A 19,494-nucleotide genomic window follows, 5' to 3' on the forward strand; every position below is an offset into this window, starting at 1 on the left:
GCCGTTACTCATTTCCGCATTATTTGCTCTATAAGGTAATTACCTCATAGTCAATAAACTTGTATTGCTTATATACTTAATACTTCAAAACAGCTTAGATAGTTGTTTGCGGGAAACTATTCGTTTTTTACTTATTTTGTAGTTGGGGTTTGTCTGCCTGGCTTCCTTTACTCCTGTCCCAGATCTTTCACAAAAGACAATTTCAGCGAAACTAATGCACCCAGATTCTGTTTAAAACGCATTAATCCGTAATTAGGCACACTTTTATCGGTGGAAATCCCCAGATCTAGCAGTTCTACATGATTTTTCTGGCAATAGATGTATAATCCTTGGATAAGCAGCACCATGGGGCTATATGCATCATAAGCAGCGTGGTGGGCAGGCAAAAAATAATAGAAGATCTTCTGATTAATATGTACAACCACGGTTACAGCCGCTATAATTTGCTTATCTCTGACCGTAAAAACTTTGTAAATACCCGGAAAATCATGGAATAACCGGCCGAAATCATTAAAGGACATCGTAACCGGATACCCCTTGCGAGTTCTGCTATCTACGAGTAACTGGTAAATCAGCGGCAAATCAGGGTCTGCTTCTTCGGTAAATACAAAACCTTTGTTTACAGATTTTTGCAGGCGTCTTTTTTCAGAAGGATGAAGGCCTTTTGTAAACTCTTTTTGGGTAATGGGTATATGATAGTTAAGGTCTGTGTACAATAGCTGATACTTTTGCCTGAGTAAAGCCGCAGATAAAATAGCTGATGCTTCTGGCTGATAACAAAAGGGATACGACTTAACCACTAGCTGCTGTAAACCTAATCCTCTCGCAAATGCATCAATGTATTCCACGAACGCATCCAGATGCTGCACAGGCAGTTGTAAACTAAATTCTATAGAGCCAAACGGACCCCGGCAAGGACTAATTCCTTTATTCTTCTCCACAAATAGGGTAAACCTGGCATGGGCTTGTTTTGATTGTTGGTGAAGCAGATAAAAAGTATAGGTCTCTTTACAAGCTTGTTTACTGATGTGAAAAGGCTCGTTGAACAGATAGGTCTGAAAGCCGATAGGTATGGTTGCTTCCGGATTCACTACTACTGTATACTGGGAATCTGCTGTCATACCTGTATTGTATCTCGGTTAATCTGGAAGTTGATCAAACTATTTATTTTACAATAGGCAAATATGTCATACGTAACCTGGTAGCACCAAAGGGAATCAGTTTAATTGTTTCCTCCTTGGATGCACTTTCCACTGGACTTACAGGTAAAGGTGCCGGATGCTGAAATGTATTTAATTTCCACTGAGGAATTATTTTCCCCGTAGCTGTTATATAGACAGGCACATTTTCCGCTGACCATGGCTGCTGAGCAACCGGAGACTGGGTACTGACAGAGAGTGTTTTCTCTATTTGCAAAGTATCTACGACCAGGCCATAATTCCACGGCGATACAGGCGAAATTTCATACGCAGGAAACTCATCCGGGATATTATTTCTGTGCCAGTCGGATGTTGCCTGCCATTTTTCTTTTATAGCCAGGGCATATACCAGCGGGCCGCGTTCAATCCCAATCGAGTTATTTTCCCAGCGGCTCATCCGCATAGCCATAGGAAAAATCAGCTCAACTTTATCTCCTTTGTTCCATTCCCGTTCCAGCGTTACAAATTTACCTGGCTGCGGCTGCGCCAGTGTATCCCCATTAAGCAGAATCTGAGGATTGTTACACCACTGAGGTATCCGCAACCCTAGTGGAAACGACACCTTCTTGGCTGGATTCAGGTGCAAAAGGATTTTATTACTGAAGGGATAGTCTGTTTCCTGGCGGATGCTTATGTTGGTTCCGTTCCCTACTTTTGCCTGCACCTGGCTGGGAGCATATACCATAGCCGCCAGACCTTTGCTGGTGGTAGCCATCCAGAGGTGTTCAGTTAACATAGGCCACGCCATATGCATATTTGCTGCGCAGCAAGGAAACCCAGACAATACCCCAAAGGTTAGGTCGTCGCCATGGTCTACCGTAAAATTTCGCTTGCCCCGGCTGATGGTTGCTACATTGGGAGATATATAATAACTATGCGACTTCCAATCCGGGCTAATGGCAGCAGGCAATGCATTATAGGCTACTTTTTCCAGCCGGTCGGCCATTACAGGATCTTGAAAAATGCGCATCATTTGCTCCAGGCTGTGCATATATTCTACAATTTCGCATAGTTCGGAGCTCCGGTTACTGGTAGCCAACCCTACCCTTTCGTCTCCGGCATGTACCCCGAAAAGCTGATTATGATACCGGTCAGTCAGTGACAATGATTTATAGACGGCATCCCAGTACCGCTTATTGCCTGTTTGTTGAAAAAGCAAAGCTGGCTGCTTTAGGCCATGCGATAAGTTGACGGTATGCTGCGGACTGTCTTCCCACCATTTGGTTGTATCTATTGTTGAATTAGTATGCACAGGAGAATCCTCTTCAAACACGTTTGTCCAGTCTACTGTTTGCTTATTTATTTTAGTTGCCAGGCTGAGCAGGGAAGTATCGCCAGTTTGATTATACAGCCAATGTATGCTCAACAGGTTTTCACCACCTCTGGCTGAAGCCCAGCCTTTCAATGGTTGTTTGTCGAGTGCCGCCATCTGGTAGGCAAAAAATTTAGACATAAAAGGAATAACCCGTTTATCGTGCGTTGCCTCATAATGTAGTTGTAAGGCTTGCAACATTAGCATGTGTGGCCACCAGTCTTTGTTGCTTTTGGGTCCGAAAAAACCATTAGCCTGCTGGCTGGCAAGTGTCCATTCTATCCAGGGCTTTATTTTATTGAGCATTAAACTATCCCGTGTTGTATAAGCTAATGCAATGGCTCCCCGCAGGTAATACGGGCCTCTTTCCCAACTTTCGCCTGTACCTCCCAGCCATCCGCTATTAGGGCCTACCTCTTCCCAAATTTCATCCAATTTTCCGGTAAGGCCGCTTATCTGTAAGGTCAGTTGGTTTTTCAACCATCCTTCGGCTTGTATACTGCCGATGGGCAGTTTTATTAATGACGTTTGCACCAAAGGCATCCGGTTGCTTGTATACCATTTTTTAGCTTGCTTTTTTTTCGTTTGCTCACCGGGAGAGTTGCTGCCACACGCACTAAGAATGAGAAAGAATACAATATACCAGCAATAAACATTCAGGAACCTGGGCATGAATAGATGTTTATTCAAATAAAATGTGTCCGCAAATATAGGATATGTTTAAAAATATTGCTTTTATTTATACAGAATAGTACTTTACAGAGAAATTATTCTACTATTTGTCAATCTGTTTCTTTGCTATGGTGATACTCTTACGAATCCAATGTACTTTACGATTTATTTTAATTTTGCTGCGGGTTCCTCAACGCTTGTTTATGCCGCTTATAGAGAAAAGGAATAAGCAGAAACTTGCAGCAACAATCAACCTAGGGACAGTTTCATTTCAACACATACACTTTTCGCACCTTTATAGGTACTTGCCAGAAAGACCGGAGAATTTTATAGCTGCCATAGCAAAAAGTGAAATAATACAGTATATTACCCGGCAAAACTTTTATCATACCCAGCCGGGCTGCCAACGCAACCTGGCTTATCTGATCAGATTATGCGGCTAATTGCAGTTAAAATTGCCAGGCAGTAGATTTTGGGGCCGGAAAACGGAAATAGCTAACCAATTACCAGTAAAATGCGGCAGGAGTCCAGCTTATCCTGCCATATAAAGTACTTCAGAAATTTACCGGCCACCCACCAGCTTATGGTATTTACCATCTTTTGCATCATATTTGCGCATAACTTGTTTATTTTGCTTGTTTAGCTTTTACTAATTAACTCTGACTAAACATGTATCTGTATTGTAAGGCTATGTAAAGAACTAACACACCAGTGTTTTTAAGGATTTATTACTATTTCTCTTGCAAATGTAGAAGCCTGTTTATATCACCCGTATGACACTTTATTACAAACTGGTATTTTTTATTCTATTGGTATTTTCTCTGCATTCCTGCCTTTCCCGGCTCCGCAAAGATGAGCAGCCGCCGGAAAAGGCCTTCCGGGCAAACAAACTACATAAAGGGACATTTGGCTATGACCTTACCTTTCTTAAAAAATATGATAGCTTGATAGTGCTGTCAGATGCCACAAACAAATCTCAGGTAATTGTATCTCCTAAATTACAGGGGCGTGTGATGACGAGTACCTCTACTGGCAGGTATGGAAAAAGTTATGGCTGGATTAATCATGAACTTATTTCCTCGGGCCAGTTTGAACCACACATCAATGTATTTGGAGGAGAAGACCGCTTCTGGCTAGGTCCGGAAGGGGGGCAGTTTTCCGTGTTTTTTAAGAAAGGTAATCCATTTGATTTCGCTCACTGGCAAACGCCGCCATCGCTAGACACTGAATCGTTCCAGGTGGTATCCAAAATGATAGACCGGGTAACCTTGCAGAAAGATATGCATCTGCAGAATTATGCCGGTTTCGACTTTTACCTGAAGGTTGAACGGAAAATACGCCTACTTTCCCCAACCGAAATTGGCCAGTTTCTGGCATATAAAACCCTGGATTCGTTGAGTATGGTAGGTTTTGAATCTGAAAACAAAATTAGTAACACCGGCAAGCTAGCCTGGAAAAAGCAATCTGGTTTGTTATCTGTATGGATTCTAGGTATGTTCAATCCCTCTCAGGCGACCACCATAGTAATACCCATTAAAGAAGGCAGCGAAAGAACACTTGGCCAGCCGGTGAACGATCAATATTTTGGTGATATTCCCGACAACCGGCTGGATGTACAGCCAGATGTGATTTACTTCAAAGGAGATGGTAAGTTCCGCAGCAAAATTGGCATATCATCCAAGCGGGCAAAATCCATATTCGGCAGCTACGATGCCAAGCAAGGTATATTGACTTTAGTACAGTTTAGTATGCCAGAAAATGCCAGCGATTACGTAAACTCTATGTGGGAAATACAGAAACAGCCCTATGCCGGAGACGTAGTTAATTCCTATAACGATGGTCCGGTATCCCCGGAAGGCAAACCGCTCGGTCCTTTTTACGAACTGGAAACCTCCTCTCCAGCAGCAGCCTTAGATCCTGGTGCAAACCTGATACACATTCACCGCACGTATCACTTTGAAGGCCCGGTAAATGAATTAGACAAACTGGCACAGGCTACCCTGGGAGTTACCCTGCAAGAAATTGTAAAAGCCTTGCCGTAACTATTTCTGGAAGGCAAGACCTCACTTGCATCTCCACTTTAGGGTTTTAACTTTATTCAAAAGTCAAATCAGTTGCCTTAGCAAAGCGCAGGCCTTTTTTGCGTGCCTCAGCATAGATAGGTTCACCTAAATGTCCAAGCCCGGTTACATCCGACATACAGTCTTCTATAATAACTGTTTTTTTTGCCAGATCTGGTGCGTACATCAGCATTTGTTTGAGACTGGTAGCTACACAATGCGAACGGGCTTCGCCTGCCAGATAAATATAGTCATAAGCCGCCAAGGTATTCAGTAGGCTTTTATTTAACTGAGTTTCCGGAGCATTCTCTATCGGAATCTGTGCCTGGAAAATACCAAAATGTTCGGTTAAGGGATGTGTACCTTTAATTAACGCCTGATAATTTTTACCAGTTTGTACGGCCCATGTATGCACAGCTTCCAATACATCATCGTGAAGGGCGGCTCCTTTTGAACCTGCCAGGCAATGCTCCGGCCAGATAAAATGTGGAAACTCTCCTTGTGCTTCCAGCGCCTCTACATAGCGGATGGCCTCTGTCTGATAATACCTGGGTGCCCACTTACCTGATCTGATCTCTTCTGAAGTAATCTGGGTGAATGGCCTGGGAAAACTACCTTCTCTGTTAGTCCAGAAAGACGGGTGAGAAATATCATTAACCGGATGAGTATCCAAAGTCACACAAATATGATGAATAGCAGAAATATTCGAGAGAATCAGTTGTTTTAACCGGTGCATGTCTTCCTGTGCACCGGGAACAAATAAAGCACCCGCAGGATGGCAAAAGTCATACTGGGCATCTATAATCAGAAAAGCATGGGTATTTTTCATAGAACTAAAGACATATACACTGTACGCAACAAAGTTAGTGTATTTTTTACAATAAGCAAATTCCGTAAGTAGTATCTTATAGTTGAAATACAAAATAGGTGAACAAGGTATGTTCGTGGTCTTTTTCAAACCCAGTTCTTCTAACCCGGAATGCGTACTGATAACCCGCATCCACCCGCAGAAAAGCACTTATGGGAAAACGTATACCAGTCATCAGACGGGTATGTTCAAAAATACGGGTAGGTTCAACCGCTGCACCAGTATTGAGAAATACTTCACCGGAAGCATACGGACGGAAGGTTTCCTTTTTATCTGTTTTTGAGAAGAACGGATGCTCCAGCAACAGCCGGACCCGGATACGTCCAATATATCTAAACAGGCTGTCTGGCGGACGTTTAATAAAACGGCTTTCGTAGCCATACCGGTTCAGCACCTCGGTCTTGCCTATTTTTTGCCTGAACTCTGCCTGCCCTGCAAACCGGTATTCTTTATCTGGTTTGCGCATGTAATCTCTTTCATTGCCTAATAAAGGAGAAGCATAAAAATAGGTGAACGGTATAACAGCAAAAGTTAAGGCATCACTAACGGTATACCTGGCTCTTACCCGGAAACTATGAAGCAAAGGTGCCTGCATCAGATTGAGATCATCTTCCCTATAGGTTTGCCGCCGGTGCTGATACTCAGCGGCAAACTCCCACTTCTTTGCATATAGCTTAGATACCGTTAAACGGGACCAATAGGTAAAATGGGTATAATTTACTGGTGCTTGAGCAAACAAAAACTGACAATTGAAGAGTAGAAAAATCATTCCCACCATCTTCCACATACGCTTATTCATATAAAAAACTTTCTCCTGTCAGAAGACAAATATAGTTCAGAAATTAACTCTGGACTACTCCCGTTCAGTAGCTTATTCAATTCTTTGAGAGTTCATGCAAGGTTACTACAAATCTACTGCGTGAGTTAACATATATGCATAGCCGGCTCTTTTTATTCAATTATTTTTTTTGTCCGCAATCCAGTTGCCTGGCTCCTGCGTAGGTTTTGGCAGATGGGCATAAAAAGCTATACAATTTCCGGAAATAGATATGTAGTCTGAGTGCCGCTTTACACTATTTTTTTTAACCAAACGAACACACATGAAAAAGAATAACCTCCCGCTATCAACAGATAAAGGGACCCATAAAACAAATGCACCGCTCAACCGCCGTTCTTTTTTAGGATATGCTGGCGTAAGTGTGGTAACCTCAGCACTAATTTTATCTGGCTGTAAAGATGATGAGGGAAATATAGGCCTTCCGGACACGGGGGTAAACCTGGGTAGCGGCGATACAGGCATATTAAATTATGCTTACGCACTTGAACAACTGGAAGCCGCTTTTTATACACAAGTAATCCAGACTAAATATTCAGGCATGACAGCGGCAGAAGAGCAACTCTTGACCGATCTGCGGGACCACGAAGTAGCTCACCGCGATTTTTTCAAAGCAGCCTTAGGCGCTTCCGCTATACCGGATCTGGAAGTAGATTTCTCAGCGATCAATTTCAGCAACCGTACAAGTGTGCTGGGTACAGCCAAAACATTTGAAGACCTGGGGGTGTCGGCGTATAACGGTGCCGGCAAATTGCTCACAGATGCAAACCTGTTGCTGATCGCAGGCAAAATTGTATCCGTAGAAGCCCGTCATGCAGCAGCCATCCGGTCGTTAATTAACCCAAATTCAGCAGATTTTTCCGGCGACGATGTAGTAGATGCAGCCACCGGCCTGGATGTACAGCGTATGCCCGGCGATGTGCTAATGCTGGCTAGTCCATTTATTAAAACCAAAATCAACGCCAACAATTTACCTACAACCTAACCAAAGGAGGAACCGATGAATATTTTAAGAATCATACAGGATATAGAAAAAACAGATCCGGAAGTATACGAACGTTTAAATTCCCGAAGAAGCCTGTTTTCTTCCCTAAGTAGTTTTAGTACCAAAGCTGCGATTGCAGCCGTGCCTATAGCTTTAGGATCTATGTTTAAAAAAGCTTACGGCCAATCTGCCAGTGGTGTTTTAGATGTACTCAACTTTGCCCTTACACTGGAATACTTAGAAGATGAGTTTTATAAAAATGGCTTAGCTTCTCCAACGGCTATTCCTGCTGATTTGCGCACAGTGTTTACTCAAATAGGCAAACACGAAACAGCGCATGTAAATTTTTTGATAACGGCAATTTCTGGAGCCGGCGGTACGCCAGTTACCAAACCTACCTTTGACTTTACTGCCGGGGGTGCCTTTGCTGATGTATTTACCAACCCTATGACTTTTATGGCGGTAGCACAGGCTTTTGAGGATACTGGAGTACGTGCTTACAAAGGCCAGGCAGGAAATCTAATTAGCAGCAATGAGGTATTAACGGCTGCCTTACAAATACATTCGGTAGAAGCCCGTCATGCGGCTGAAGTACGGAGGCTACGAGGCCAGAAAGGATGGATTACCGGAAACTCTAGAGGAGATATGCCGGCTGCTACACAAGCGGTATACAATGGAGAAGACAATGTGATGCAGGGAGGAATTATGGATGTTAAAACGGTTACTACGGCTCCGCTTTCTGCCGTTACAGAGGGATTCGACGAGCCGCTGACCAAAGATGAAGTATTAGCCATTGCAAGTTTGTTTATTGTTAGTTAATAAGGTAGGTTGAGTTGTGGTGTAAAAACCTGTGGATGCCTGATCGTCCACAGGTTTTTTATATAATTACTCCTTGTTACAGACATTTTACATTTACTATGTAGGCTTAAATAAAAATGCACAAGGGCCTAGCAAAAGCTAGACCCTTGTGCATATATGTCTATATTTTTATTAAATATTTACATTCACCTGATAATATTTGGCTTTGGCAAACTGGAATACACCGTAGGCAATCACACCAATAGCTACCAGCAACAATACCCACTCCCCTGACTGTTCCAGGAAGTTGAATGCACCTTGCGAACCTTTTACCTGGCTGGCATCGGAAGACAAGCCAGCTTTCACAATAAAATAACCCAAGATTAACCACACAATACCCCGGGCAGTAAAACCGGCACGTCCCAGGCGAGTAATCCATTTATCTTCATTATAGCTCATGCGGCTGTTATTCAGTTTTTCTTTGAATTTTGTGGTATATGCTCTATACAGATACACCAGCCCGGCAATAATGGTAATAATACCGGCAATAGCCACAAGCGTAGATCCACCGTCCCATTGCATGACTTGTGCCGCCATACCTTGTCTGGAGTTTCCACTTCCGCCACTTGAACCACTGCCAGTTAAAGCTTTAATCATAGAATAGGTAAAAGCTGCATAAATTAATCCACTAAACGCATACCGGACTCTGGCAAGTATTCCTTTGGCATCGTTTTTCTTATGGTCGGGGTTTTTTATAGCCTGGAACAACCGCCAGATCACATAGCCAATCAGGCCAATGACCACCAGCCAGCCAAGAATTTTGCCAAATGGTTGTTCAAAGATCAATTGCATGGCTCCGTCACGGTTGGCTTGTTTGCCGCCGCCCATATTCAGTGCAGCCATTACGGCTAGTATACCAATTAATACATAAATGGCCCCTTTGGCAGCAAAGCCAAACCTGGCTAATTTCTCTATCCAGTCCTTGGATTTATCGCCTGCATAACTTGCAGCATTGTGTAATGTATACGAACTATTTTTCATATCTTCTTATGAGTTTGATGGTGGTTTTTAAGTGCTTATACTATAATTCCTCATAAAGAGTTATACCAATACTATAGATAGTTTACACATCTTCACAAGACCTTCCGGGAAGTAAAGTAACTTTTATACAACTACTAAACACCAGCACAAGAATGTCCGGGCTTTGGCTACTGTGGGTGTTCTATACAGACAATAATCTGGTAGGTTGAATACCAGTTACATGAATTCCATACTTTGTTAGTGTTTCGGCCTTGTTGGGATTATCTGTTAGCATGCGGATAGATTTTACCCCCAGCTCTTTCAGTATATCTGCGGCCTCCCGGTAGTCGCGGGCATCTTTTTTAAAACCTACTGCTTCGTAGGCATCCGCCTGGCCCAAGCCTTTTCGTTTATAGGCTACACTTTTTAATAAAGCAAAATGCCCATTGCCTTTCCCTTCCTGCTCCAGCCAGATAACAATTCCCCTGCCCTCTTTCTGAATCAGTTGCTGGGAAATCTCCATTTGTTCCCGGCAATCGCATTCAATGCTGTTAAAATGATGACCAAAAATACAGGAGGAATGCACCCGGCATAGTACATCTGCTGCACCTGCTACTTCGCCCATCACCAGAGCAAACGACTCTTTCTGCCCGTTATAAAAGAGTATTTCGTGGTATTCTCCGAATTTAGTTTTTAGATTTCCTTCGGCAAGTTTTACAATCATGATACCTATATGTTTAGTGGTTAAGTGGCCAATATCTTTAAAAATGTTTGCAACTTCTACTGATTTGTTGTTTAGGTGGTATGAGTTGGGCACAAAAAAACCTGTTAGATAGGTGGCTAACAGGTTTTGTATAGGAACTTTAGTGCTTATATATCACAAATCATGACACCTTGTTTTAAGGAAGCAAGTTTATCTTCCCGTTTCGGAATAAATTCCTGGGCCACAAAGCCTTTATAGCCAGTATCAACAATGGCTTTCATAATAGCCGGATAGTATAGTTCCTGCGTTTCATCTATCTCGTTTCTGCCGGGTACACCACCTGTATGATAATGTGCAATATACGGATGACTTTCTTTGATCGTGCGAATTACGTCTCCTTCCATAATCTGCATATGGTAAATATCATACAACAGCTTAAAGTTTTCTGAACCTACTGCTTTACACAATTCCACCCCCCAGGCCGTATGGTCGCACATATAATCTTTATGGTTTACTTTGCTGTTAAGCAATTCCATTACCATTGTTACTTTGTGCTTTTCGGCGGACTTCATCAATTTCTTTAACCCTGCAGCACAGTTCTTAATCCCTGTTTCATTGTCCATGCCATTGCGATTACCTGAAAAACAAATAATTTTATCTAGTCCGGCATTTACCAGTTTCGGGAAAATCTGCTCATAACTTGCTACAAGGGCATCGTGATTTTTGGGGTCGTTAAAGCCTTTTTCAATACCCATGCCTGCTCCCCAGGGCATAGCAGAAGTTAAGCCATGCTTTTTCAATATAGGCCACTCCTCCGGGCCGGTTAGCTCTACAGACTGGATACCCATTTCTTTAGAGGCTTTGCATAGGTCTTCAAAAGGTACTTTGTCGTAACACCAGCGGCAAACAGAGTGATTAATTTTTCCTTTTAACACAGACGATGTAGCCATATCAGAGGCGTTTATACGGTTAGACAAGGAAGTTGCCGCCGAGATAAAAGCTGTACTGGCAGCTATTTTCTTCAGGGCTGATCTTCGGGATGATTGCGGAGTCATAAAAATGAATTAAAGGTTGTATATAAGGGATCAATAGTAGGTATTGGTTTTGTATGAGTAGACATAATGCTACCGGTAAATTTTACGAAGTACTTTCTAATTTACAATTTTTTATACAATTATTTCTATTGGACAGATACTTTAGCATGTGAAGCAGAAATAGTTTGTCTATTATGCTGCTAACAAATCTAATTCAAGCTAAACTATGTCTTGTAGTTCTAGCTTCCAGGCTAGTTCATTTTGATATCTACCGCTGGTGTAGTGAAGCAAGTAGTACCTAGCGACCGTATAAAGATCTCGAAAAATCCGGCTAGCTTTCATCACCAATAGCATATAGTATACCCCCCAGCAGATGTGCTACAAAATCTGGTTCGGTATAGCTTTCATTGGTATGCCCTCCTGCCGTATACCAGGCACGTCCGCCATCAAATTCATGGTACCAGGCAATGGGGTGATTAGCTCCATTGGTGCCTCCCTGGTAGGAGGTCTCATCCAGATTAGCCAGTACATGTATGTCCGGGTTAATGGATTTAAAGTTGTACCATTCGTCGTTCCGCTCCCAGCGGGCTGGTAAGTGTTTGGTAGAAATATGAGTACGGTCGGTAACGTCGATAGTAGCTTTGCGGACACTGGGATGCCCATTAAAATAGGCGCCAACCAATTTATTATACCAGGGCCATTCATATTCGGTATCGGTAGCGGCATGTACGCCTACAAATCCACCACCTGCTTGTATATACCGCTCAAATACCCCCTGCTGCGTTTCGTTAAGTACATCTTGTGTTGTGCTCAAAAACACAACTGCCTTGTATTGCTTTAGATTTTCGTCTGTAAACTTGGCAGCATTTTCGGTAGTGTCTACCTTAAAACTATTCTCTGCACCAAGTTTCTGTATGGCGGCAATGCCAGCTGCAATAGATCCGTGCCGGAAACCACTGGTTTTAGAAAACACCAGGATTTTCGTTTCTTGCGGCGGCTCCTCTTCTATGGGTTGTTCTTCTACAGGTTCTTCTGCTTTCGGTTGTTCTTCTTCCTTACAAGCCATCAGGTTGAACAAACATATGCAAAGCAACCACAGACGAAAAGTTTTTAAAAATAGCATAGCAGCAGGAATAAAGGGTGGAAAATGTGCAGGCTACGAATAAAAGAAGTATGAAACCAGGCGCATGGGCCAGCTTCATACTTCCGGAAGATAACTATTCGGAGTCAGACGAATGTAGAATATATAGGTTCGTATTCATGATTCATCTGTTCATACAGATTACAACGGGCGGATCTTAATGTTTTTATACATCACCTTGTCCCCATGATCTTGTAAGGCAATATGGCCTTTGTCATATTTACCAAAACCTTCCCATCCTTTAAATTTGCTATCTTCAACCATTTTTTCCCACGCTGCCCCTTTAGTTGGATATTCTACTACTTTGGTTCCGTTCATATAGTGTTCCGCTTTGCCATCTTTTATCACAATCTTCACTTTATTCCATTGTCCGGCGGGTTTGGTTGCTTTTTTAGTAGGAGGCAGCATATCGTACAGGGAGCCGGCAACCCGGTTTCCGTTTTTGCCTTGCTTTGCATCTGGGTGGCGTTCGTCGTCTAGTACCTGAACTTCGGGACCAGTAGCATAGGTAGCTTTAAACTTAGGATCTTCGTGCACATGGTACATAATACCACTATTGCCACCTTCCGCTATTTTCCATTCCAGCTCCAGTTCAAAATCGCCATATTCTTCTGCAGTTACCAGGTCTCCTGCGCCACCTTCAGTTAGCACAATGGCTCCCTCTTGTACTTTCCATTTCGGAGAAACATCCTGCTTCAGGTAATTCCGCCAGCCTTGTAGAGATTTTCCATCAAACAGTAGTTTCCAGCCTGCTTTTTTCTCCGCAGCCGTCAGTTCATTGTCTTTGGCAGCTGCCTGCTCTGGATTGGTCATATGGGTAGGTGCAAATTGGGCCAGATAAAAGTTGTTTACCGGAAAAACCGCTGCATGGCTGGCCATTCCCATATACAGAGCGGCCATAGTTACAGTTCCGGCTTTTAAAAAATATTGTGTACGCATGATAAGTTTGATTTTGTTGGGTTATTTAAAAGTGTGTAAGCAATTAACCTCTTCTCACACATAAGAGACTATGACAAATATACCAAAACTTGAACAATTCCCATATACATTATTGCAAACCCATGACACGGCGGTTAAAACTTTCGTCGGAACCTGAACCTGCAAAATCATCGAATGCCCGTTCCGTTACCCGGATAATGTGGCTTTCAATAAACGGTGCTCCTTCTGCGGCCCCTTGTTCCGGATGTTTAATGGCACATTCCCATTCCAGCACAGCCCATTTATCATAATCATATTGAGACAGTTTGCTGAAAATGGTTCCAAAGTCTACTTGTCCGTCGCCCAGGGAACGGAAGCGGCCTGCCCGGTTTACCCAGCCTTGATACCCGCTATACACCCCTTGTTTACCTGTTGGGTTAAATTCAGCATCTTTTACGTGAAAAGCATAAATGCGGTCATGATAGAAATCGATGAATTGCAGGTAATCTAACTGTTGCAGCAGGAAGTGGCTTGGATCATAATTGATGCCGGCACGTGGATGGTTATTTACTTTTTCCAGGAACATTTCGAAGGTAATGCCATCAAACAGGTCTTCGCCTGGATGAAGTTCATAGCCTACGTTTACGCCTGCTTCATCAAAGGCATTTAAAATGGGTGTCCAGCGTTTGGCAAGTTCAGCAAAGGCTGTATCCACAATGCCTGCCGGGCGTTGTGGCCAGGGATACACAAACCACCAGAGCAAAGACCCGGAAAAGGTGACGTGCCCAGTTAATCCCAGGTTCTGACTGGCTTTTGCGGCAAGTGTTACTTGTTTGGCTCCCCACTCCTGTAATTCTTTCGGACTATTGGCCAGTTCTGACGGGCCAAAGCCGGCAAACATAGGCGCATAAGCCGGATGCATGGCTACTAATTGTCCTTGTAAGTGCGTAGAAAGCTCGGTAATTTCTAAGCCCGCCTCATTAACAATCCCTTTAATTTCGTCGGCATACGTTTTAGAAGTGGCAGCTTTTTCCAGGTCTATACAACGTTTGTCCCAAGTTGGTATCTGTACGCCTTTGTATCCCAAATCGGCCATCCATTTACAAATAGAAGGCAAGGAATTAAATGGCGCCTGGTCGCCCATGAACTGTGCTAAAAATACAGCAGGTCCTTTAATGGTTTTCATAACTATACTATAAGATTAGGTGAATGCTTTTAAATTTGTCAAATCTTAGTATTTTTTATAAGGAAAGCAAGAGAAATCTGGTGTGAATCATTTAACAAAGCCGCGCAAACATTCCGCAAAAAAAACCCTGAATTACTTGAAGAATACGTAAGAAAGTAAGTTTCAAGCAATTCAGGGCTGTTGTACAGGAGGCTGCGTAGAAAAATCGCCTCCAGGTTGTTAGCTTACCGTACCTCCATTAATAATCACTTTTTCTGGATTAATAAAGGACAAGCTACCATCCCGGTCTTCTGCCATTAAAATCATCCCCTGCGATTGTATACCTTTTATATCCCTTGGAGCCAGGTTAGCTAATAAACATACCTGCCTGCCAATAATTTCTTCCGGCTTAAAGTGCTCGGCTATTCCGCTAACTACCGTACGTTTATCTAAGCCAGTATCCAGCGTAAGTTTCAGTAACTTCTTGGTTTTGGGCACCGCTTCGGCAGCTAGGATGGTGGCTACCCGGATATCCATTTTTGTGAAATCATCAAAAGAAACCTCTGCTTTGGCCGGCGGCACTTTTCTATTGGCAGCTTCATTGGCTTTTTTGGTATCGAGCAATTTTTGAACCTGTGCTTCTACAACGGCATCTTCTATTTTATCGAACAACAAGTACGCTTCTTTTAAGGAATGGCCAATAGGTAACAAATCCAGTTTACCCGCCGAAGACCAGTTGAAAGGTTGAATACCCAGCATCTGATTAAGTTTAGCGGCGGAAAAAGGAAGGAAGGGTTCCATTACAATCGCCAGGTTAGCGGTTAATTGCAAGCTGATATGCAAAATGGTTTGTACCCTCGCCTCATTTTCTTTAATTACTTTCCAGGGTTCGGTATCTCCCAGGTATTTATTGCCTAATCTGGAAAAATCCATCAGATGTGCCAAAGCTTCCCGGAAACGGAAGGCTTCAATGGATGCAGCGATTTTACCAGGAAATTCCTGTATACCAGCAATAATTTCTTTATCCAGGTCAAACAACTGGTTGCAGGGCGGTACTTTACTCCTGAAATATTTATTGGTAAGTACCAGCGTCCGGTTTACAAAATTACCCAGATTAGCAACCAGCTCATTATTGTTGCGGTTTTGGTAATCTTTCCAGGTAAAGTCATTGTCTTTCGCTTCCGGTGCATTGGCACATAATACGTAGCGCAGTACATCCTGTTTACCTGGGAAATCCTGTAAATATTCGTGCAGCCATACCGCCCAGTTTCTGGACGTAGAAATTTTATTTCCTTCCAGGTTCAGGAATTCATTGGCTGGTACATTATCTGGCAAAATATAGCCGCCATGTGCTTTCAGAATAACCGGGAAGATAATGCAGTGAAATACAATATTGTCTTTGCCAATGAAATGAATCAGCCGGGTATCTTCACTTTGCCAGTACAACTTCCACTCCTCACCTGTTGAATTAGCTACCTTCTCTTTAAAATAATCTTTCGTAGAGGAAATATACCCGATAGGCGCATCAAACCACACATACAACACTTTGCCCTCGGCACCGGGCACCGGCACTGGAATACCCCAATCCAGGTCACGGGTCATGGGGCGCGGCTGCAGGCCACCTTCTATCCAGGATTTACACTGGCCATATACGTTGGGCTTCCATTCGGTATGGCCTTGCAGAATCCACTCCCGCAGCCAGGTTTCGTACTGGTTCAGCGGAAGATACCAGTGTTTGGTTTCTTTTAATACTGGTTTCTCTCCGCTTAGCATCGATACCGGATTAATTAACTCCGAAGGGCTTAAGGTAGAGCCGCAGTTTTCGCACTGGTCGCCATAGGCATTGGGATTGCTGCAAACCGGACACGTACCTTGAATGTACCTGTCGGCCAGGAATTGCCCGGCTTTCTGGTCGTAGTACTGCTCAGATACCTGTTCGGTAAAGTTACCTTGCTCATACATCTGTTTAAAAAAATCACTCGCCGTCTGGTGATGAGTGGCGTTGGACGTACGGGCATACATATCGAAAGCTACCCCAAACTCACTGAACGATTCTTTAATCATCTGGTGGTATTTATCTACTGCTTGCTGGGGAGTAATGCCTTCTTTCTGTGCCCGGATGGTAATAGGCACCCCATGTTCATCGGAGCCACACACAAATAACACATCCCTCCCTTGCGACCGGAGATACCTGGCATAAATATCGGCAGGCACATATACCCCGGCTAAATGCCCAATGTGTACTGGTCCGTTAGCATAGGGCAGCGCAGCGGTGATGGTATATCTTTTGGGTGATTTTTGGGTCATAGGTTAATAATTATTGAGTTAATTAGTTTCGTTCACGCCTGCTTTTCCTATTTCCGGGGTCAGCTTTGTACAACTGGCGCTAGGTTGTTAGCTCGTATTCAACACCCGGGTTTGCGGATAAGGACGCAAAAATAATGAAATTGCCCGAACTACCCTTTTTATAAAGAAAGAATAACATAAGAGATATGAGGGTATTTTATTTCACAACCTATTGCACATTGGCAAGAGTCACGGAAAATTCTACAGACAGGTATTGATTGTACACCACATCAAACAAACTGTAGCCCATGACAGAGATTGATTTAACATAGAATTAATAGGTTTTGCCTGTAAAATCTATAATTTTAGCGTTTCAATCTATGTATATGCAGCAAGTAAGCAGGTATTTTCCCCGGGATCTCAGCTGGCTTTCATTTAATTACCGTGTATTGCTGGAGGCAAAAGATGCTACGCTTCCGCTTTACGACAGGCTTCAATTTATGGCCATCTACTCCTCTAACCTGGATGAGTTTTTCAGAGTCCGCGTGGCTTTCATTCGGAGTTTAATCAGGCTGGATAAACCCAAACTTAAACGCGAATTAAGCTACGACCCTACCGTGTTGCTGCAACATATGTATGAAGAAGTCCACCGGCAGCAAACCGATTATGGATATATTCTCAGGAACAGCATCCTGCCAGGCTTGCGGGAAAACAACATTATCCTTTATCAGCAGGAACCTTTGCATGCATTGCACGAACAGGAAATACGGCATTTTTTCAGAAGTAAAGTATTGTCTTATTTGCAGCCAGTATTGCTGGGAGGAAGTACAGCGAACAAACCTTTCCTGGAGAACCGGGCACTCTATCTGTTTGTGAAACTGCGTTCCAAACATCGCTTGGAAGAGAGTGAATCTGTGTATGCCCATCTGAATATTCCGTCGGAGCATTTGCCACGGTTTGTAGAATTACAGAAAGTAGAAGGTATTAATTACTATATGTTCCTTGACGATATTATCCGCTACAATTTAGCTAGTGTATTTCCAGGGTACGAAGTAGTAGAAGCGTATAGCATAAAACTGAACCGTGATGCCGAGTTGTACATTACCGATGAGTTTACCGGGGATTTGCAGGAAAAAATTAAAAAAAGCCTGCGTCAACGGGAAGTAGGGCCGCCCGCCAGGTTCCTCTATGACGCCAGCATGCCGGAAGCTATGCGGCAGTTTCTGGCCAACACCTTCGAGCTGCAAAAAGATGATTTTTTCCCCGGTGGCAAATACCACAATCTGTATGACCTGCTAAAATTACCCAATCCTTGTGCGCCAGCCCTGCGAAGCCCTGTGCTTACACCTCTGTTGGTACAGGCCTTGGAAAATACAGAATCTGTATTGGATGCCATGGAAGAAAAAGATCACCTGCTGCACTTTCCGTATCAATCGTATGATTATATTCTGCGTTTTTTTAATGAAGCGGCTATAGACCCTGCGGTGCAGGAGATAAAAATAACCTTATACCGCATTGCTGCCCACTCTTTTATTGCGAATGCCCTCATTAGCGCTGCCCGTAATGGAAAAAAAGTGACTGTATTTGTAGAAGTAAAAGCCCGTTTCGATGAAGAGAACAACCTCCGCTGGGCAGAAAAGATGAAAGAAGCTGGCATAGAAATTATTTACAGCCTGCCAGGCTTGAAGGTACATGCTAAAGTGGCCCTGGTAATCCGGAAAGATGCGCAGGGCGCAGAAAAAAAGTATGCATATTTTGGCACAGGTAATTTCAATGAGAATACCGCCAGGTTTTACACCGACCATAGCCTGCTTACCTGCCACCCAAAACTGACCAAGGAACTGTCGAAAGTTTTTGATTATGTATGCGGGCAAAAAAAAGATCTTCACTTCAAGCGGCTGCTGGTTTCACAGTTTAACTTGCAGGAAACCTTCCTAGAACTGATAAATAGGGAAATAGGATATGCTAAAAAAGGGCTTCCTGCCAGCATTATTATTAAACTCAATAACCTGGAAGAAGAAACCATGATTGATCAGTTGTATGAAGCTAGCCAGGCAGGGGTGGAAATAAGCCTGATTATCCGCGGTGTCTGCTGCCTGGTGCCTGGTGTAAAAGGATTAAGCGAAAATATACGCGTTATCCGCCTGGTAGACCATTACCTGGAACATGCCAGGGTATTTGTATTTGGCAATAACCATAACCCAGAAGTATACCTGGCCTCTGCCGACTGGATGAAACGTAACCTCTACCGGCGCATTGAAGTAGGGTTTCCAATCTATGATGAAGCAGGTAAAGCGGAGATTTTGAAATTGATACACTTTCAATTGCAAGATAACATGAAAGCTGTCTGGCTGGATTCCAATCAGCAAAATCATCCGGTACTTCCCGAACTGGATAAACCCCTCATACGGGCACAAACTCAGGTATACGAATGGTTAAAGCAGAAAGAAGAAAAATACATAACCTCGGTAAGTAACTCACTGGCTTAAACAACTGAC

Annotated in this window: 14 protein-coding genes and 1 pseudogene; 4 read left to right on the top strand and 11 right to left on the bottom strand. The window is 43.2% G+C overall.

The features are described 5' to 3' along the window. Positions 1-167: 167 nt before the first annotated feature. Positions 168-1,121, bottom strand: coding sequence for a GNAT family N-acetyltransferase (locus tag Q0590_RS17860; RefSeq protein ID WP_302038946.1), 954 nt, complete (start codon positions 1,119-1,121; stop codon positions 168-170). Positions 1,122-1,164: 43 nt separating this feature from the next. Further along, positions 1,165-3,183 (bottom strand): beta-L-arabinofuranosidase domain-containing protein, encoded by a 2,019-nt coding sequence (locus Q0590_RS17865; RefSeq protein ID WP_302038947.1) that lies wholly within the window; start codon positions 3,181-3,183, stop codon positions 1,165-1,167. Positions 3,184-3,956: 773 nt separating this feature from the next. Between Q0590_RS17865 and Q0590_RS17870 the strand changes: the two genes are divergently transcribed. Continuing rightward, on the top strand, positions 3,957-5,225 hold the full coding sequence (locus Q0590_RS17870) for a DUF6786 family protein (protein WP_302038948.1): 1,269 nt from the start codon (positions 3,957-3,959) through the stop codon (positions 5,223-5,225). 52 nt (positions 5,226-5,277) lie between these two features. Here Q0590_RS17870 and Q0590_RS17875 read toward each other — a convergent pair whose 3' ends face one another. Next, positions 5,278-6,072 (bottom strand): cysteine hydrolase family protein, encoded by a 795-nt coding sequence (locus Q0590_RS17875; RefSeq protein WP_302038949.1) that lies wholly within the window; start codon positions 6,070-6,072, stop codon positions 5,278-5,280. Positions 6,073-6,148: 76 nt separating this feature from the next. After that, on the bottom strand, positions 6,149-6,910 hold the full coding sequence (locus Q0590_RS17880) for a DUF2490 domain-containing protein (RefSeq protein WP_302038950.1): 762 nt from the start codon (positions 6,908-6,910) through the stop codon (positions 6,149-6,151). Positions 6,911-7,211: 301 nt separating this feature from the next. On the opposite strand from Q0590_RS17880, the gene Q0590_RS17885 reads away from it, so the two are divergent. Further along, positions 7,212-7,931 (top strand): ferritin-like domain-containing protein, encoded by a 720-nt coding sequence (locus Q0590_RS17885; RefSeq protein WP_302038951.1) that lies wholly within the window; start codon positions 7,212-7,214, stop codon positions 7,929-7,931. A 15-nt stretch (positions 7,932-7,946) separates the two neighbouring features. Then, entirely contained in the window at positions 7,947-8,750 is an 804-nt protein-coding gene (locus Q0590_RS17890; protein ID WP_302038952.1) for a ferritin-like domain-containing protein, read from the top strand. 171 nt (positions 8,751-8,921) lie between these two features. On the opposite strand, the gene Q0590_RS17895 is transcribed toward Q0590_RS17890, so the two are convergent. From Q0590_RS17895 to metG, 7 genes and pseudogenes are all read right to left on the bottom strand, one after another. Continuing rightward, positions 8,922-9,770, bottom strand: a complete 849-nt coding sequence (locus Q0590_RS17895; RefSeq protein WP_302038953.1) for a DUF1206 domain-containing protein — start codon at positions 9,768-9,770, stop codon at positions 8,922-8,924. Positions 9,771-9,951: 181 nt separating this feature from the next. After that, positions 9,952-10,473, bottom strand: coding sequence for a GTP cyclohydrolase II (locus tag Q0590_RS17900; protein ID WP_302038954.1), 522 nt, complete (start codon positions 10,471-10,473; stop codon positions 9,952-9,954). Positions 10,474-10,619: 146 nt separating this feature from the next. After that, positions 10,620-11,507 (bottom strand): hydroxypyruvate isomerase family protein, encoded by an 888-nt coding sequence (locus Q0590_RS17905; RefSeq protein WP_302038955.1) that lies wholly within the window; start codon positions 11,505-11,507, stop codon positions 10,620-10,622. Positions 11,508-11,829: 322 nt separating this feature from the next. Further along, a pseudogene (locus Q0590_RS17910) lies at positions 11,830-12,552 on the bottom strand (ThuA domain-containing protein); the annotation flags it as partial. A gap of 216 nt (positions 12,553-12,768) precedes the next feature. After that, positions 12,769-13,440 carry a 3-keto-disaccharide hydrolase gene (locus Q0590_RS17915; protein ID WP_302039066.1) on the bottom strand — a complete coding sequence of 224 codons (672 nt, stop codon included), beginning with the start codon at positions 13,438-13,440 and terminating at the stop codon, positions 12,769-12,771. 235 nt (positions 13,441-13,675) lie between these two features. Continuing rightward, entirely contained in the window at positions 13,676-14,731 is a 1,056-nt protein-coding gene (locus tag Q0590_RS17920) for a sugar phosphate isomerase/epimerase family protein (protein ID WP_302038956.1), read from the bottom strand. A gap of 219 nt (positions 14,732-14,950) precedes the next feature. Continuing rightward, positions 14,951-17,017, bottom strand: a complete 2,067-nt coding sequence (gene metG / locus Q0590_RS17925) for a methionine--tRNA ligase (RefSeq protein ID WP_302038957.1) — start codon at positions 17,015-17,017, stop codon at positions 14,951-14,953. 365 nt (positions 17,018-17,382) lie between these two features. On the opposite strand from metG, the gene ppk1 reads away from it, so the two are divergent. Next, complete coding sequence (gene ppk1 / locus Q0590_RS17930; protein WP_302038958.1) at positions 17,383-19,485, top strand: polyphosphate kinase 1; 2,103 nt, start codon at positions 17,383-17,385, stop codon at positions 19,483-19,485. Positions 19,486-19,494: the final 9 nt, after the last annotated feature.

It is taken from the genome of Rhodocytophaga aerolata (assembly GCF_030503435.1).
GTDB classification, from domain to species: domain Bacteria; phylum Bacteroidota; class Bacteroidia; order Cytophagales; family 172606-1; genus Rhodocytophaga; species Rhodocytophaga aerolata.

Coding starts and splice junctions, on each gene's coding strand:
- Q0590_RS17880 (WP_302038950.1), bottom strand. CDS start 6,910: ATGAATAAGCGTATGTGGAAGATGGTGGGAATGATTTTTCTACTCTTC.
- Q0590_RS17890 (WP_302038952.1), top strand. CDS start 7,947: ATGAATATTTTAAGAATCATACAGGATATAGAAAAAACAGATCCGGAA.
- Q0590_RS17885 (WP_302038951.1), top strand. CDS start 7,212: ATGAAAAAGAATAACCTCCCGCTATCAACAGATAAAGGGACCCATAAA.
- Q0590_RS17915 (WP_302039066.1), bottom strand. CDS start 13,440: ATGACCAATCCAGAGCAGGCAGCTGCCAAAGACAATGAACTGACGGCT.
- Q0590_RS17900 (WP_302038954.1), bottom strand. CDS start 10,473: ATGATTGTAAAACTTGCCGAAGGAAATCTAAAAACTAAATTCGGAGAA.
- ppk1 (WP_302038958.1), top strand. CDS start 17,383: ATGCAGCAAGTAAGCAGGTATTTTCCCCGGGATCTCAGCTGGCTTTCA.
- Q0590_RS17905 (WP_302038955.1), bottom strand. CDS start 11,507: ATGACTCCGCAATCATCCCGAAGATCAGCCCTGAAGAAAATAGCTGCC.
- Q0590_RS17875 (WP_302038949.1), bottom strand. CDS start 6,072: ATGAAAAATACCCATGCTTTTCTGATTATAGATGCCCAGTATGACTTT.
- Q0590_RS17920 (WP_302038956.1), bottom strand. CDS start 14,731: ATGAAAACCATTAAAGGACCTGCTGTATTTTTAGCACAGTTCATGGGC.
- Q0590_RS17895 (WP_302038953.1), bottom strand. CDS start 9,770: ATGAAAAATAGTTCGTATACATTACACAATGCTGCAAGTTATGCAGGC.
- Q0590_RS17860 (WP_302038946.1), bottom strand. CDS start 1,121: ATGACAGCAGATTCCCAGTATACAGTAGTAGTGAATCCGGAAGCAACC.
- Q0590_RS17870 (WP_302038948.1), top strand. CDS start 3,957: ATGACACTTTATTACAAACTGGTATTTTTTATTCTATTGGTATTTTCT.
- metG (WP_302038957.1), bottom strand. CDS start 17,017: ATGACCCAAAAATCACCCAAAAGATATACCATCACCGCTGCGCTGCCC.
- Q0590_RS17865 (WP_302038947.1), bottom strand. CDS start 3,183: ATGCCCAGGTTCCTGAATGTTTATTGCTGGTATATTGTATTCTTTCTC.